General features: G+C 49.3%; 9 protein-coding genes and 7 pseudogenes. 7 read left to right on the forward strand and 9 right to left on the reverse strand.

Features of this window, described 5'->3' with window-relative positions; translation table 11 throughout:
- Positions 1-52 precede the first annotated feature (52 nt).
- Complete coding sequence (locus C1N59_RS22540; RefSeq protein ID WP_394551377.1) at positions 53-439, reverse strand: AAA family ATPase; 387 nt, start codon at positions 437-439, stop codon at positions 53-55.
- 338 nt (positions 440-777) lie between these two features.
- On the opposite strand from C1N59_RS22540, the gene C1N59_RS22545 reads away from it, so the two are divergent.
- The 3 genes from C1N59_RS22545 to C1N59_RS22555 all read left to right on the forward strand — a co-directional run bounded on the left by C1N59_RS22545 (position 778) and on the right by C1N59_RS22555 (position 3505).
- Positions 778-1359 (forward strand): hypothetical protein, encoded by a 582-nt coding sequence (locus C1N59_RS22545; protein WP_394551379.1) that lies wholly within the window; start codon positions 778-780, stop codon positions 1357-1359.
- An 8-nt stretch (positions 1360-1367) separates the two neighbouring features.
- Positions 1368-2702 (forward strand): nucleotide-binding domain-containing protein, encoded by a 1335-nt coding sequence (locus C1N59_RS22550; RefSeq protein ID WP_394551381.1) that lies wholly within the window; start codon positions 1368-1370, stop codon positions 2700-2702.
- 485 nt (positions 2703-3187) lie between these two features.
- Positions 3188-3505 carry a hypothetical protein gene (locus C1N59_RS22555; RefSeq protein ID WP_394551383.1) on the forward strand — a complete coding sequence of 106 codons (318 nt, stop codon included), beginning with the start codon at positions 3188-3190 and terminating at the stop codon, positions 3503-3505.
- Here the strand turns inward: C1N59_RS22555 and C1N59_RS22560 are convergent.
- Positions 3480-4118, reverse strand: a pseudogene (locus C1N59_RS22560) (IS3 family transposase); the annotation flags it as partial. The gene C1N59_RS22555 and the pseudogene C1N59_RS22560 overlap by 26 nt on opposite strands.
- A gap of 68 nt (positions 4119-4186) precedes the next feature.
- Between C1N59_RS22560 and C1N59_RS22565 the strand changes: the two are divergent.
- Positions 4187-5307, forward strand: a protein-coding gene (locus C1N59_RS22565; RefSeq protein ID WP_394551013.1) for an IS3 family transposase whose coding sequence is annotated in 2 segments (ribosomal slippage) — positions 4187-4445 and positions 4445-5307 — 1122 coding nt in all. Because the reading frame shifts where the segments join, the coding sequence is not laid out codon by codon here.
- A 30-nt stretch (positions 5308-5337) separates the two neighbouring features.
- Here the strand turns inward: C1N59_RS22565 and C1N59_RS22570 are convergent.
- Both C1N59_RS22570 and C1N59_RS22575 read right to left on the reverse strand, forming a co-directional pair.
- Positions 5338-5873 (reverse strand): annotated as a pseudogene (locus C1N59_RS22570) (transposase); the annotation flags it as partial.
- A 76-nt stretch (positions 5874-5949) separates the two neighbouring features.
- A pseudogene (locus tag C1N59_RS22575) lies at positions 5950-6459 on the reverse strand (integrase); the annotation flags it as partial.
- Between the two features lie 157 nt (positions 6460-6616).
- On the opposite strand from C1N59_RS22575, the gene mutS reads away from it, so the two are divergent.
- The 3 genes and pseudogenes from mutS (at position 6617) to C1N59_RS22590 (ending at position 10657) form a co-directional block, all read left to right on the forward strand.
- The gene (gene mutS / locus C1N59_RS22580) at positions 6617-9178 is read left to right on the forward strand and encodes a DNA mismatch repair protein MutS (protein WP_394551385.1); all 2562 of its coding nucleotides are present in this window, start codon (positions 6617-6619) and stop codon (positions 9176-9178) included.
- A gap of 227 nt (positions 9179-9405) precedes the next feature.
- A complete protein-coding gene (locus C1N59_RS22585; RefSeq protein ID WP_054633238.1) occupies positions 9406-9879 on the forward strand; it encodes a helix-turn-helix domain-containing protein in 474 nt (157 codons plus the stop codon).
- A gap of 48 nt (positions 9880-9927) precedes the next feature.
- Positions 9928-10657, forward strand: a pseudogene (locus C1N59_RS22590) (2-phosphosulfolactate phosphatase).
- Positions 10658-10724: 67 nt separating this feature from the next.
- Here C1N59_RS22590 and rpoS read toward each other — a convergent pair.
- The 5 genes and pseudogenes from rpoS to C1N59_RS22615 all read right to left on the reverse strand — a co-directional run.
- The gene (rpoS, locus tag C1N59_RS22595; protein ID WP_006120728.1) at positions 10725-11717 is read right to left on the reverse strand and encodes an RNA polymerase sigma factor RpoS; all 993 of its coding nucleotides are present in this window, start codon (positions 11715-11717) and stop codon (positions 10725-10727) included.
- 51 nt (positions 11718-11768) lie between these two features.
- Entirely contained in the window at positions 11769-12893 is a 1125-nt protein-coding gene (nlpD, locus tag C1N59_RS22600; RefSeq protein WP_033739535.1) for a murein hydrolase activator NlpD, read from the reverse strand.
- Positions 12894-13057: 164 nt separating this feature from the next.
- A pseudogene (locus tag C1N59_RS22605) lies at positions 13058-13616 on the reverse strand (protein-L-isoaspartate(D-aspartate) O-methyltransferase).
- Positions 13617-13636: 20 nt separating this feature from the next.
- Positions 13637-14349, reverse strand: a pseudogene (gene surE, locus C1N59_RS22610) (5'/3'-nucleotidase SurE); the annotation flags it as partial.
- Between the two features lie 273 nt (positions 14350-14622).
- A pseudogene (locus C1N59_RS22615) lies at positions 14623-15205 on the reverse strand (tRNA pseudouridine(13) synthase TruD); the annotation flags it as partial.

Raw genomic sequence — 15205 nt, forward strand, 5'->3', positions numbered from 1 at the left:
GTAAAGTTTCTACTTGTATTTGATTTATCTTTAACAGTGCTGTTTTTTCTTACTACTGGTCGTGGTAGATCCCTCGCTTTGATAATTCAAGTTGACCCGTGCTGTCTTGATTAGTGTACCCATCGAAAAGTTCAACATTAACTTCCATTGAACCAGCAGTGTCAAATTTTTCCGAAATTCTAAAGTGTTCTTTATATTGAGATTTGAATGGAATCCCAGTGACTTGCCTGAAATTTAAAATCTCATTTTTAACATAGTCTTTTTCAAAACTGAATATTTGTGCAGCAATACCGAGAATAGACGATTTTGACGTTCCATTTTTTCCACAAATGACTGTAAGTACTTCTCCAAACTCAATATCGACATTTTTTAATGCTCGGAACTTTACAATATTAAGGCTTTTGAGTCTGGTTTTAGTCTTTCTGGTCTTTTTAGCCATTATTTCACTCCAAGATTTAGGTGATTAATATAAAAAATTAAACTGTATTTAATAAAATGTTAAATTAAACTTCACTCAACAACTCAACCGACTGCTTAAAAAAACAGCACAAATGGTTAGATTCCTGAAAAGAATTAGAAAAAAACCGCTCAAAAGCAGTCCACACATCTACACTGACCTACAAAAAACCAACAAGAAACAACAGCTTAACCAAACCAAAACATTAGGATCATTCCTATTGCTTGGATTTTAAAGCGGAAGGTGTAGAATGTAAAATCATTTAACATCTTCTTTGATCCTTAACAGTAAAGATTAACTTATGTAAGTGGCGCTTAATCATGATTCGATCAGATAGTAAGAATTGTTCTAAACCTGTAGACGAAACCTCAATATCTGGTTTTAGTCTCGAGAAAAAAATTGAGTTATTTAACAAAATAATTGTTCGCACTGACAGTTATCATAATTATGCTAATACAAAATCCACTATAATTATTACTTTCATAAGTGCGCTAATAGTATCTATTTCTGCAAATATCGGTAAGGCTCTTGACCTATTAAGTACGTCTGGTATATCAGATATCTCTATTATATTTAAGTTGTTGTCTGCAGTAATAATCATAATATTATTCCTAGCATTTTTTACGGTAATAGAAACAGCCATTCCTTATATAAATAAATCTAAAAAAGAAAACATCTACTCATTTATTGACACTTATTATTCTTACGCAAGCGAAGAAGTTTATGAAGAAAAAGTTAATTCGATAGCCCAAAAAGATATACTCGAAGGGTTAGTATCATTGCAATATAACCTTTCGCATGGTCTTGTAAAAAAATATAAAGCACATAAGAAATCTATTAACTTACTTAAGTTGGCTGTTTTTTTATGCTTTATTTGTAGTGTTATCATATTTTATGCGTGAGGAAGAAAATGGAATTTAAAGATATTTTTTCATTAGCTAATAAAGAAATTAACGAAAGATTAAACGGAAGTTCTAAGAACTTTAAAAAGTCATTCGCCTATGATTCAGACGCAATATTCAAAAGTAGTTCAGTATCTGGTTCAATGGAAAGCTTGGCTGCCAATGAATCTTTCGGATTATCACTAATTGAGACTAATGAAATTACTTCGACAATTAGGAGAGCATTTAATAAACCAGCGGAACCAAAGCGAACCATTGGCTGCCACCCTGATTTTGAACATTTAAAAAACACCTCAGTGCTAGAAAATGGATATTCAGTTACTTTATTTTTGGATATTGCGGGTTCAACTAAGCTAGGAAAGCTTTATCCTTCTGAAATCGTATTTAATATTAAGAATACAATTATAAAATATGCGATTGAGATCATTCAGTCTTTTGATGGTCATGTGCATAGGATCATGGGCGACGCAGTAATGGCTTTCTTTAGGAGTAATGAAAAAGATCGTAGCGGAAAAATAATTGATAGTGGGATTGATGCCATTAATTGTGCCGTTTATATTATCGAGTTCGTCGAGCAGGTTATTACACCTTATTTTGGTGGTATTAAAATAGCAGATCCTATTGGAGTTCGAATTGGAATAGACTATGGGAAGAATGACGATATTATATGGGGTAATTATGGCGCGTTTGGAGCTTTCGAAGTTACTGCTACTTCTTATTATGTAGATGTAGCCGCAAAATTGCAGCAAAGGGCTAAAACTAATAAAATAATGATAGGTTCAAATTTAAAAAAACTTTTAGGGTTTGGAGCGGAATATACAGGCTATCTAACCAGAAAAAAAACTAAAGACGGGAAACCTTATGATAAAGAGTACAAATATGTTGAGCCTAATTACAGCATTCGCGGTAATCAAATAAATTATTATCAATATGAATTAGATAATAAATCATATTTTAGCTTTTTACCCTATGGGCAAAAAAATAGTGATTTATCAGTTAGCTTAAAAGCAATTGATAAGAATGGAAGAGAGTTCTATTATTATCCCTGTTCGTTAGCTTTGGATCGGAACTTGGATTTGGAATTCAAGGTGCAATTTTTTTCCCATGCTCAAAGTGGCATACAAATTAAGTCTAGAAAGGTAAATACGGGTATTGATGCAAAAAACAATTCAGCTACGAAAGAAAAGATAAGAGTACATAACGCTGAATATTATAATGGATCATTCAATGGAACGGTCAGTGAATCAACTCGATATCATGGACTGCACCATATGTATATTTCAATTTTAAAAGATTCAAAGCCGATTACAAATGAGTTATGTTTTAGTATTTTTATATCATGACCAAATAGTTTTTTAAGCAAGGGCTAACTCAGCGAAGCTGAGTAGCCTTGCTTTTTATGCCTTGCAGTTTAAAAAGGGTAAACTTAAGAGCTTCAGGCTTCAATGAGTGAAATTCGTTAACAATCTATATTAGGCATTGAGTTTTTTTTAAAATTACACCTATGCAGAACAATGCAAGAAAGGTCGAGAGGCCACCTTACGGCAGCCCCTCCAGTTCCCCATATATGGGGCAAGTTAATAGTTAACTATATAAATTCAAAAACATCATAAGTCGATATCGTTGAAATTACAATTATGTTTTACATCATAATAAAAACTTGTCAATACTTAAAACCCAACTTTTCAAATGCTGGCATAAAATAAATTTAATTTTTGCATATATATATAAATTACCACGCGCCACATTGACAAAAACTCTATATCATATATAAATATTTCAAGCATAAGGAATATACTTATCTCTATATATTAGAAAAGGAACCTCTATGGATACCACCTATTACCCTCCCCTTGCAGAGAATCTGCGTATTCATTGCGTCAGCGTCAGACTTAATAACGCTGAGTTAAATACTTTGGATTATGAACGAAAGCAACATGCTAAGGGAGAATGGCTTCGCATGTGCTTCATGAAAAACCAACCGGTTGTTGTCCCAGAAATCAACCGAAGCGCATGGAAAATGCTCGGTGAGATAAATCAAAGGCTCAACGAACTCTTAAACCACCTTAATGCTAAGCAATCCTGCAGCCCGCTGACCAAGACAGAACTCTTTGTAGTGGTCAACAAAAACTGGCCACCACTTTAGAGTTTTTCCAGTATCGACTTTCTGATTCGTTTGGTGGCAATCCACCGTTATATTCATGCGGCCTGAACGTGCTGTAATAACCCACGATGTAATCTGTGATCGCATGAGAGGCCTCACTGAAGTTCATGTATCCCGTCACTGGAACCCACTCATTTTTCAGGCTTCGGAAGAACCGCTCCATTGGGCTGTTATACCAGCAGTTCCCGCGCCGACTCATGCTTTGCCTGATCCGGTATCTCCACAGTAACTGCCGGAACTGCCTGCTCGTATAATGACTGCCTTGATCGCTGTGGAACATCACACCTTCTGGCTTGCCGCGAGTTTCCCACGCTATTTTCAGCGCTTTGATAGTTAGCCTGCTGTCCGGAGAGAACGACATTGCCCAACCCACCGGTTTTCTCGCGAACAGGTCGAGAACAACGGCAAGGTATGCCCAACGTGTTCCGGTCCAGATATAAGTCACGTCGCCGCACCACACCTGATTAGGCGCTGTCACTGCAAACTGCCGCTCAAGATGATTCGGGATGGCGATGTGTTCATGGCCACAGCGCTTATAACGATGAGTCGGTTGTTGACAACTCACAAGTCCCAGTTCTCTCATGAGCGTGCCTGACCTGCTCCCCGTTGATTAACACACCGCGATGTTAGTAATGTCTTCATAAGCCACATGAGGACATCCCCATGAAGAAGCGTTTTTCCGACGAACAGATCATCAGTATCCTCCGCGAAGCTGAAGCCGGGGTTTCTGCCCGTGAACTCTGCCGCAAGCACGCCATTTCCGATGCCACCTTTTACACCTGGCGTAAGAAGTATGGCGGTATGGAGGTGCCCGAGGTTAAGCGGCTGAAGTCGCTTGAGGAAGAGAACGCCAGGCTCAAGAAGCTGCTTGCCGAAGCCATGCTGGATAAGGAGGCGCTTCAGGTGGCTCTGGGGCGAAAGTACTGACGACAGACCAGAAGCGGCAAGCCGTGATGTTGATGTGTGATGTGACCGGTCTGTCGCAACGTCGTGCCTGCAGGCTGACAGGTTTGTCCCTGTCGACCTGCCGCTACGAGGCTCTGCGTCCGGCGGCTGATGCGCATTTATCAGAGCGCATCACTGAGCTGGCACTGGAGCGCAGGCGTTTTGGCTACCGCCGCATCTGGCAGTTACTGCGCCGTGAAGGCCTTCATGTTAATCACAAGCGCGTGTACCGCCTTTATCATCTGAGAGGGCTGGGCGTAAAACGCAGACGGCGTCGTAAAGGGCTGGCAACAGAACGTCTGCCGCTGCTCCGCCCGGCGGCGCCCAACCTGACCTGGTCGATGGATTTTGTCATGGACGCGCTCGCCACCGGTCGCAGGCTCAAGTGCCTGACCTGTGTGGACGACTTCACGAAGGAATGCCTGACGGTCACTGTTGCCTTTGGGATTTCAGGCGTGCAGGTGACACACATTCTGGACAGCATTGCGCTGTTTCGAGGCTATCCGGCGACGATAAGAACTGACCAGGGGCCGGAGTTCACCTGCCGCGCACTGGATCAATGGGCTTTTGAGCATGGTGTTGAGTTGCGCTTAATCCAGCCGGGCAAGCCAACGCAGAACGGATTTATTGAGAGCTTTAACGGACGCTTTCGCGATGAATGTCTGAATGAGCACTGGTTCAGCGATATCGTTCACGCCAGGAAAGTCATTAATGACTGGCGGCAGGATTATAACGAGTGTCGTCCACATTCAGCACTAAATTATCAGACGCCATCAGAGTTTGCAGCACGATGGCGGAATGGAAAATGTGAAGGTAAACAAACCGACATTACTAACTGATGGTTGTATCTAATACTGGGGGCAGGTCATGCCAGCAAGCCATCGCCCCATCGGCAAGCCTCTCTGCGTTGCCATGGCCGCGATGCTTCTTGCGCCAGCAGAACCATGACTGATGTTATGCAGTTCCAGAACCTTGCTGCGTAATACAGCCCGTCTGCCGTCTGGCTTTTCAGGACGGTTTTTCCAGTATTTGTAGCTGCTGCGATGAACCCCAAACACGTGGCAGAGTGTGGCCACAGGATAATGCGCTCTGAGGTTTCCGATTAACGAGAACTGTTCAGGGAGTCTGACATCAAGAGCGCGGTAGCCTTTTTTAATATTTCATTTTCCATTTCAACACGTTGCAGTTTTTTCTTCAGTTCACGTATTTCGATTTGTTCCGGGGTAATCGGGGAAGCTTTTGGCGTATTGCCCCGGCGTTCATCACGCAACTGTTTTACCCATCGGGTCATTGTGGAGAGACCTACATCCATAGCACTGGCCGCATCAGCAACAGTGTAGTTTTGATCAACAACGAGTTGAGCGGATTCGCGTTTAAATTCTGCGCTGAAAATTCTTTTTTTCATTAAGGCACCTGTCATGTTCTGAGATGAGCATATCACCTCTGTTCAGGTGGCCAAATTTAGTAAACCACTACATTTCCCATTCCTTGAGCTTTTGTTCGGCTTTGTCCAATACTCGTATTGAGTTTGCTTTTGCTGGTTTACTTCGTCCCAGTAAGTGCTGTTTGTACTGAGCAAAAATCTCACTCAGAGTCAGCTCGGCAATATCAGCTTCACGCTTAACGGCATTTGGATTCCTTTGTGTAGCCTTCATTGATTGCGCATAGGTTCTGGCAACTTCACGCGCCTGATCGATCGAAGCAAAATCCGATACATTGCCTATCGTTGCTCTAATGACTTGTGAAGGCGACTTGCCTTCAGAATGACTCCTGCCTCCACCAGACACCCTTCTTTGAATGATATAGGTCTTCTTTGTTGCACTAACCTTAACGCCAAAGCCTACAGGTGAATCGCGATGGTTGTCAGTGATAAGATAGGGCTTACCAGAAATGTTAGGCACATACACAACTCGTCCGTCTGAATCAAACTCCGGTTTCGTTTCTATCGACAACTTATTGATTATTATGGATTGATTCAGAGTCATCTTCACAGTTGTTGCCTCATGTATACCAGAAGAGCCATGTTGTATTCTCGATAGTAGCTAGAATACCTCAGGCATACAAATTTTCGGATTTAGATAGGTTTATCAGGGTTTCAAATGGGGCCACTTGAGTACTTCTAAAACCATAAAAACGAGTTAATTCAATATGAAAGAGTCTACAGACAAGGACTTTTCTACTCATACGCCAATGATGCAGCAGTATTTACGCCTCAAGGCCGAGCATCCTGACATCCTGCTGTTTTATCGCATGGGCGATTTCTATGAGCTGTTTTACGACGATGCGAAACGCGCCTCTCAGTTATTAGACATTTCCTTAACCAAGCGCGGTGCCTCGGCGGGCGAACCGATCCCTATGGCCGGTGTCCCCCATCATGCGGTTGAAAATTATCTGGCGAGGCTGGTGCAACTCGGTGAATCGGTCGCCATCTGTGAACAAATTGGCGACCCGGCGCTCAGCAAAGGGCCGGTCGAACGTAAGGTCGTCCGCATTGTTACCCCAGGCACGATCAGTGATGAGGCACTCTTGCAGGAGCGGCAGGATAACCTGCTGGCCGCTGTGGTGCACGGTGCGCGCGGCTATGGTTATGCCACGCTGGATATCAGTTCAGGCCGGTTTCGTCTGAGTGAGCCCATGGATCTGGAAACCATGGCAGCCGAACTGCAGCGAACCAATCCTGCCGAACTCCTTTACCCGGAAGATTTTTCGCCGATGTCGCTCATCGATCAGCGTCGTGGTCTGCGCCGTCGTCCTTTGTGGGAATTTGAAATTGATACCGCGCGTCAGCAGCTTACTTTGCAGTTTGGTACGCGGGATTTAAACGGTTTTGGTGTGGAGCAGGCCCATCTCGGCCTGCGCGCGGCGGGTTGTCTGCTGCAGTATGTCAAAGATACCCAACGGACCAGCCTGCCACATATCCGCGCCATCAGCATGGAACGTCAGCAGGACAGCATCATCATGGATGCCGCCACCCGACGTAATCTCGAAATTACCCAAAACCTTGCAGGCGGTACCGAGAACACCTTAGCCGCGGTGCTGGATAAAACCGTCACGCCAATGGGCAGCCGGATGCTAAAACGCTGGCTGCATATGCCGTTGCGTGACAGCAGCGTCATCGCGAAACGACAGGAATCAATCGCCGAGCTGCAGGCGCTGAGCGACGTGCTTCAGCCCGTTCTGCGCCAGGTCGGTGATTTGGAGCGTATTCTGGCCCGCCTGGCGCTACGCACGGCGCGTCCACGCGATCTGGCGCGCATGCGCCATGCGTTTCAGCAGTTGCCGGAACTCAACGATCTGCTGGCAAACGCCGGGTCCGCCCACCTGAAAACCCTGCGTACCCAGATAGGTGACTTTAGCGACCTGCGCACACTGCTTGAGCAGGCCGTTGTCGAATCCCCACCGGTATTAATCAGAGATGGCGGGGTGATCGCCCCGGGTTATCACGCTGAGCTGGACGAGTGGCGCGCCCTGGCGGATGGCGCGACGGATTATCTGGATCGCCTGGAGATCCGCGAACGTGAAAAACTCGGTCTGGACAGCCTGAAAGTCGGTTTTAACGGCGTGCACGGTTATTACATTCAGGTCAGCCGGGGTCAGAGCCATCAGGTGCCTATTCACTATGTCCGCCGTCAGACTCTTAAGAATGCTGAACGCTATATCATTCCCGAGCTGAAGGAGTATGAAGACAAGGTCCTGACGTCAAAGGGCAAAGCACTGGCGCTGGAGAAAAGCCTGTATGAAGGCCTGTTTGATCTGCTGCTGCCGCATCTTGAAGCGTTACAGTCAAGTGCGGCGGCGCTGGCCGAACTGGATGTACTGAGTAACCTCGCGGAACGCGCATGGACGCTAAACTACTGCCGTCCCACGCTGCACGACAAGCCCGGGATTAAAATCACCGCCGGCCGCCATCCGGTAGTGGAGCAGGTCCTGAAAGAACCTTTTATCGCCAACCCGCTCTCGCTGGCACCACAACGCCGCATGTTGATCATCACAGGCCCGAATATGGGCGGTAAAAGTACCTATATGCGTCAGGCTGCGTTAATCGCGCTGATGGCCTGGATCGGCAGTTTCGTTCCCGCCGAAGAAGTGGTCATTGGTCCACTGGATCGTATCTTCACCCGTGTGGGCGCAGCAGATGATCTGGCCTCCGGCCGCTCGACATTTATGGTCGAAATGACGGAAACGGCCAATATTCTGCACAACGCGACAGAAAACAGCCTGGTCCTGATGGATGAAATCGGCCGCGGCACCTCTACGTATGACGGCTTGTCGCTTGCCTGGGCTTGTGCGGAAAATCTGGCGAATCGAATCAAAGCGATGACCCTGTTTGCAACGCACTACTTTGAACTGACGACCCTGCCTGAGAAACTGGAAGGCGTGGTTAACGTTCACCTGGATGCGGTAGAACATGGCGATACGATTGCGTTCATGCACAGTGTGCAGGACGGTGCCGCCAGTAAAAGCTACGGGCTGGCCGTGGCCGCGCTGGCTGGCGTGCCAAAAGAGGTGATTAAACGCGCGCGTAATAAGCTGAAAGAGCTCGAAACGGTTTCCAGTCAATCCGCAACGTCAAACGTTGACGGCTCGCAGTTGCCGTTGCTGGTGGAAGAAACGTCTCCCGCCGTAGAAGCGCTGGAAGCACTGGATCCCGATACGCTGACACCGCGCCAGGCGCTGGACTGGATTTACCGCCTTAAAGCACTGGTCTGATGACGGCCGCCCTTTCGCGGGGCGGCTACGGACTTCCCGTCACGCGTTTCTCTGCGCCCGCTTTCTTTACCCCTGCTGGCGCATCCTTCTGCTACCGCTTTACGCGATTACAGGCTGATAAAGCGGTGTCATAATGCTGTCGTGTGCCTGTCGTGCTGCGATCGTGTTTCTGTCGACACTTACCGGCGATGCTGCAAACCGATTGTTTACTCTTTCGGAGACTCATTATGCGTAACCTGAACAACGTCAGAGAATATCGCCTCGCACATGCCTGGTCACAGGAACAACTGGCGGAAATGGCCGGCCTCAGCACCCGAACCATACAGCGCATCGAAAACGGCGATCCGCCCAGCCTGGAAACATTGAGCGCACTGGCGGCCGTGTTTGAGATTAACGTGACCGATCTGACCGATGCCCCTGCGAATAACGGTGAAGCGCTGGACAGCTACATTTCTGACGCCCGCCAGCAGCTCGCTGCCGAGAGCCGGTTTTACCGTTCTCTGTTTAGCGCTGTGGTGGTATGCGCATTGCTGTATGTCCTGAACCACTTTACGGCGCCCAATGACCGCTGGTCACTCTGGGTCGCCGCCATTTGGGGCGCCTTACTGCTCGTCAGAGCATTGCGTCTGTTTATATTTAAGGATGCGATCCGCCGCTGGCAGCAAAAACGGCTGCAAAAATTATTGCGCAGGCAGGGCTAACTTCCGCCGGTTGCACATCGCTGTTACACCACACTGCGGGAAAAGCCTATGAACTGGTATCGTCAGGACGCGTTTGCTGTTCGTCTGGAATGGGGGATCCCGGCCATCGATCATCTGGCCGGGGACGTGGATATCATCGTGATTATTGACGTGATGTCCTTTTCTACCTGTGTCAGCGTGGCAGTGGAGAACGGGGCGCGCGTCTATCCTTATCCCTGGAAAGATCACTCTGTCACGCAGTATGCGCAGTCCGTCGGTGCCATCGCGGCTAACAGCGACAGGCGTTTCAGTGGCGAGGGCTACAGTCTGTCGCCGCGAACGTTACTCAGCGTTCGTCCGGATGAAAAACTGGTGCTGCCTCCCCTAATGGCTCCGCAACCTGCTTCAGGGCGCGGGAACGGGGCGTCCCCGTGCTGACAGGCTGCCTGAGAAACCTGACCGCAACGGCCGAAGCCTGCTGCGCCTTCAGCCGTATTCTGATTGTCCCCTGTGGCGAACGTTGGCCAGACGGGAGCCTTCGCCCCTGTATTGAGGATTATGTGGTAGCGGGGGAATCATTGCCGCGCTGGCACAACGCACGCTTTCACCTGAAGCGCAGACCGCTGTCGCCGCCTGGCACGCTCATCAGTCCCAGAATTTCGCGGCACTGTTTCACTGCGCGTCCGCAGTCGAGCTGATACAAAGAGGCTTTCCGGACGATGTGACACTTTGCCTGACAAAAGATGCCGCCCGTCAGCCCTGTTTTCTGACAGGGGAGTATTTTGCCGGACAGGCTTAAGCGTAAATAACAGACAAAAAAAGCGATGGGGTTACCCATCGCTTTCTGTTGACGTGCCGTGTTCAGCTTATTCGCGGAACAGTGCTTCAATGCTGAGGCCCTGACCTTGCAGGATTTCGCGCAGACGGCGCAAACCTTCAACCTGAATCTGGCGCACACGCTCGCGGGTTAAACCGATCTCACGGCCAACATCCTCAAGCGTTGCCGCTTCATAGCCCAACAGGCCGAAACGACGAGCCAGCACTTCGCGCTGCTTGGCGTTCAGTTCGAACAGCCATTTAACGATACTTTGCTTCATATCGTCGTCTTGCGTGGTATCTTCTGGGCCGTTGTCTTTTTCATCGGCCAGGATATCCAGCAGCGCTTTCTCAGAATCGCCCCCTAAAGGAGTATCAACTGAGGTAATACGTTCGTTGAGACGCAACATACGGCTTACGTCATCAACCGGTTTATCCAGTTGTTCTGCAATCTCTTCCGCACTCGGCTCGTGGTCGAGCTTGTGAGAAAGTTCACGCGCAGTACGCAGATAAACGTTCAATTCTTTCACAATGTGGATCGGCAAACGAATTGTCCGGGTCTGGTTCATGATTGCCCGTTCAATGGTCTGACGAATCCACCAGGTGGCATACGTTGAGAAACGGAATCCACGTTCTGGATCAAATTTCTCAACGGCGCGAATCAAGCCGAGGTTACCTTCCTCAATCAGGTCCAGCAGGGCCAGACCGCGATTGCTGTAACGTCGTGCAATCTTCACCACCAGTCGTAAGTTACTTTCGATCATGCGGCGACGAGAAGGAATATCACCTCGTAATGCCCGGCGAGCGAAGAGTACCTCTTCCTCGGCCGTCAGCAATGGAGAATAGCCAATCTCCCCAAGATAGAGCTGAGTAGCGTCAAGGACACGTTGCGTCGCACCCTGCGCCAGCAACTCCTCTTCTGCTACATCATTGTCGCCAGAGTCATTTTCGACGAGCGCCTTCTCATCAAAAATTTCTGCTCCATTCTCTTCGAATTCCGCATTCTCATGTAACTCGTTTACTTTCAGCGTATTCTGGCTCATAAGTGGCTCCTACCCGTGATTCCAGGGCAGACTCCAGAGGACTCTGCCGGATTATCGCTGCGGTAAATAACGCAACGGGTTTACGGATTTCCCCTTGTAACGAATTTCAAAGTGTAATCTAACTGAACTGGTTCCGGTGCTACCCATGGTAGCGATCTTTTGCCCAGCCTTAACTTCCTGTTGTTCCCGGACCAGCATTGTATCGTTGTGGGCGTAGGCACTCAGGTAATCATCATTGTGTTTGATGATGATTAAATTACCGTAACCACGAAGCGCGTTGCCTGCATAAACCACCCTTCCTGAAGCAGTGGCCACAACCGGCTGTCCGCGCGAACCTGCGATATCGATCCCTTTGTTACCACCCTCGGTGGCAGAGAAGTTATCGATGATCTTACCTTCGGTCGGCCAACGCCAGCTTCCAACAGGCGTTGAACTGTTTGTTGTACTGCTCACCGTCGGTGGTGCGGTAACGGCTGGAGCTGTTGTCGTTGCAACATTTGCTCCCTTCGAAGGCAACAATTTACTGCCATTCGAGTTACCTGAATCATCAGAATACGTAATAACAGGCTGCTGTGCAACAGGGGCCTGTTTTATTTGTGGTGCGGTGACGATGCCACTTTGTGATGCATCCGCCGCGGTAATCGCGTTGCCCCCGGTAATAGGCTGGCCGGAGCCGTTGTCGACCTGCAAGGTTTGCCCAACATTTAGGCTGTACGGTGGCTGTACGTTGTTGCGCTGCGCCAGATCGCGGAAGTCATTGCCGGTAATCCAGGCAATATAGAAGAGGGTATCGCCGCGTTTTACGGTGTACGTTTGTCCAGAATAGCTTCCTTTAGGAATATTCTGATAACTTCTGTTGTACACAATTCGCCCGTTCTGGGTTTCAACTTCATTACTTGTATTATTACCGGTACTAATGATTCCCGGCTTATTCTGCGGCACAGGCGTATTTCGGCTTAACATGCCGCCCTGCGATGGCATCGTCGGCACACCACTGGCAACAGGCGCAGTACCAGTGCTGGCCATATTACCGTTATCATTCATGCTGCTGCCGTCGCCGATATTACTTATTGGCGCTTGTGTATTGTCGCCTGAACTACAGCCTGCCAGCCAAAAACTCACCAGTGAAAGCGCCGCCAGACGGCGTAACTGAAAAATTGTGCTTCCCGTGCTCATTAATCCCCCGTGGTGGCAACCTTTAAAAACTGACTTTCTCTTTTCACCAGCACATTACACTGTGTGGCACGTTAAACGCTGTATTTTCGTTGAACTGACTGGATAGTAACAATATCAACTACCGTGTGCCATGAAACAGTTATTAAGAAATGCTAACACGGTCATCAGGCCAGATCGCCCTGAACCAGCGGGACGAAACGCACCGGCTCAATCGTTTCCTCGGTGATTTCACCGCCGCGTCGGCGCAGGCGTTTAAGCACCTGCTGCTCTTCACCGACAGGTAGCACCATAATGCCACCTTCTGCCAGTTGTGCTATCAGCGCAGTCGGAATTTCGGGGGGCGCCGCGCGTCACAATAATGGCATCGAAAGGCCCGCGCGAGGGCCAGCCCTGCCAGCCATCACCGTGGCGGGTAGAGACGTTATGTAAAATCGAGCTGTTTCAGACGGCGCTTTGCATGCCACTGCAGACCTTTGATGCGTTCGACAGAGTAAACATGCTCAACCAGATGAGCCAGAATCGCGGTCTGATAACCAGAACCGGTCCCGATTTCCAGAACACGCGAGTGCACATCGAGCTCCAGCAGGGCGGTCATCCGCGCCACCATATAGGGCTGTGAAATCGTCTGGGCCGATGGGAGCCATGTTATCCCAGGCTTGTGCTCAAAGGCCTCATCGATAAAGCGCTCACGCGGCACGTCGGCAACAGGTGTTCGTCATGAATCCCCTGTTGACAGGTTTAGCGTTATCCAGCCAGCGACTCAGCACGTCCTGAGCCTTGTGCGCGGTGAGATCAACATGCAGCGCGGTGACGGACACATAACCTTCATCCACGGCGGCAAAATCAGTATCAGGGCCGGCATCCAGTTTTTCGCCCGGTGGTCCTATCCAGTACAGCGGATTGCCGCGCGGATCGGTTTGGGCAATCACCTGATCGGCCGGATGCCGACTGCCACAGCGCGTCACGCGAATGCCTTTCACCTCCGCCATCGGCAGATCGGGCACATTGATGTTCAGTATGCGCGTGCGCAGCGGCTTCAGCTTTTACAGCGCACAGGTTACCGCCGCCGCAGTGGCATAGTGCTCATGACATTGAGCGAAACCGCAATGGCGGGCAAACCCAGATGACGTCCCTCCATGCCGCGGCCACCGTGCCGGAATAGATAACATCATCACCCAGATTGGGGCCGGCATTGATCCCCGAGACCACAATATCGGGTCGGGGTTGCATCAGCGCGTTTACGCCCAATACACGCAATCGGTGGGCGTGCCCATTTGCACCGCAATGTCCCCGTTTTCATGGGTAAAGGTGCGCAACGGGTTTCCAGCGTCAATGAGTTGGAGGCACCACTGCGATTGCGATCCGGTGCCACCACCACCTCGGCAAATTGACGCAAAGCCTTTGCCAGCGTCTGAATACCAGGCGCATGGATGCCATCATCGTTGCTGAGCAATATCGCATTTAATTCTGACCTTTTCTGTTCAACCGGGTCGCCGTAATAAGGACCTGTTTTGAAGCATGGCAACAGGTTATGACTGGACAGCGACTTTTGCATTCTAGCGGTGAGCGAGAGGAAAGTGGTAGACGAAAATAAAACGCACAGACAGGAAAAAGGTAACACATTTGCTTGAAAGGAAAGATTTCGTGCGATGCTGGCCCCCTGCTACGCCGCCCATCGTGTACGCCAGCGCGTCCCTCACCCGCGCGACTGGCCAGGTGAGGACGTAGCTTATTCGTCAGGTAAATCCGCGTCAGTGATGACCAGCTCTCTGACCACGCTGGTGGCAAAGCTGCCCGCCGGTAACCAGAACTGCAACGTCAGGGTGGCGTCATCCAGCCACTGCCAGTGCAAATCGCGCGGCACCACCAGCATGGCACGCCGGCTGGCCTCCACCCGTTCACGCACCAGCAGCGCGCGCAGTTCTACGGCATCCGCCAGACAGTGCTCTTCGAACGCCAGCGCGTCGCCCTGTGGCCCCGCCTCGCCTTTTCCGGGCAAGGGGCCGTGATACGCAACGCATGCTGATCCACGCGCGCCTGCAATGCCTCCCTTTCCTCGGGCTGGGCGACAAACCAACTGCCACGGTAAGCTGCAATGCATCCCCGTTCATGACCTGAGTCAGGCTACCCTGCTGCTGCAAACGCAGACTGGTGACCTGATTGAATAACGCACTGCGTGCAGCAGAGAGCATCAGGCCACGTTTATTGCGGTCACGTATCTGGATTTCCTGACGCGCCAGTTTCAACGCCGTCTGCAGATTGTTGCCGTTGCGCCCAAAGCGTTGCTCGCCAAAGTAATTAGGCACACCGCG

Source organism: Pantoea sp. SGAir0183 (genome assembly GCF_043545505.1).

What these genes read in the sequence shown, in the direction of transcription:
- C1N59_RS22540 (WP_394551377.1), bottom strand. Translation starts at nt 439, where the DNA reads ATGGCTAAAAAGACCAGAAAGACTAAAACCAGACTCAAAAGCCTTAAT.
- C1N59_RS22545 (WP_394551379.1), top strand. Translation starts at nt 778, where the DNA reads ATGATTCGATCAGATAGTAAGAATTGTTCTAAACCTGTAGACGAAACC.
- C1N59_RS22550 (WP_394551381.1), top strand. Translation starts at nt 1,368, where the DNA reads ATGGAATTTAAAGATATTTTTTCATTAGCTAATAAAGAAATTAACGAA.
- C1N59_RS22555 (WP_394551383.1), top strand. Translation starts at nt 3,188, where the DNA reads ATGGATACCACCTATTACCCTCCCCTTGCAGAGAATCTGCGTATTCAT.
- mutS (WP_394551385.1), top strand. Translation starts at nt 6,617, where the DNA reads ATGAAAGAGTCTACAGACAAGGACTTTTCTACTCATACGCCAATGATG.
- C1N59_RS22585 (WP_054633238.1), top strand. Translation starts at nt 9,406, where the DNA reads ATGCGTAACCTGAACAACGTCAGAGAATATCGCCTCGCACATGCCTGG.
- rpoS (WP_006120728.1), bottom strand. Translation starts at nt 11,717, where the DNA reads ATGAGCCAGAATACGCTGAAAGTAAACGAGTTACATGAGAATGCGGAA.
- nlpD (WP_033739535.1), bottom strand. Translation starts at nt 12,893, where the DNA reads ATGAGCACGGGAAGCACAATTTTTCAGTTACGCCGTCTGGCGGCGCTT.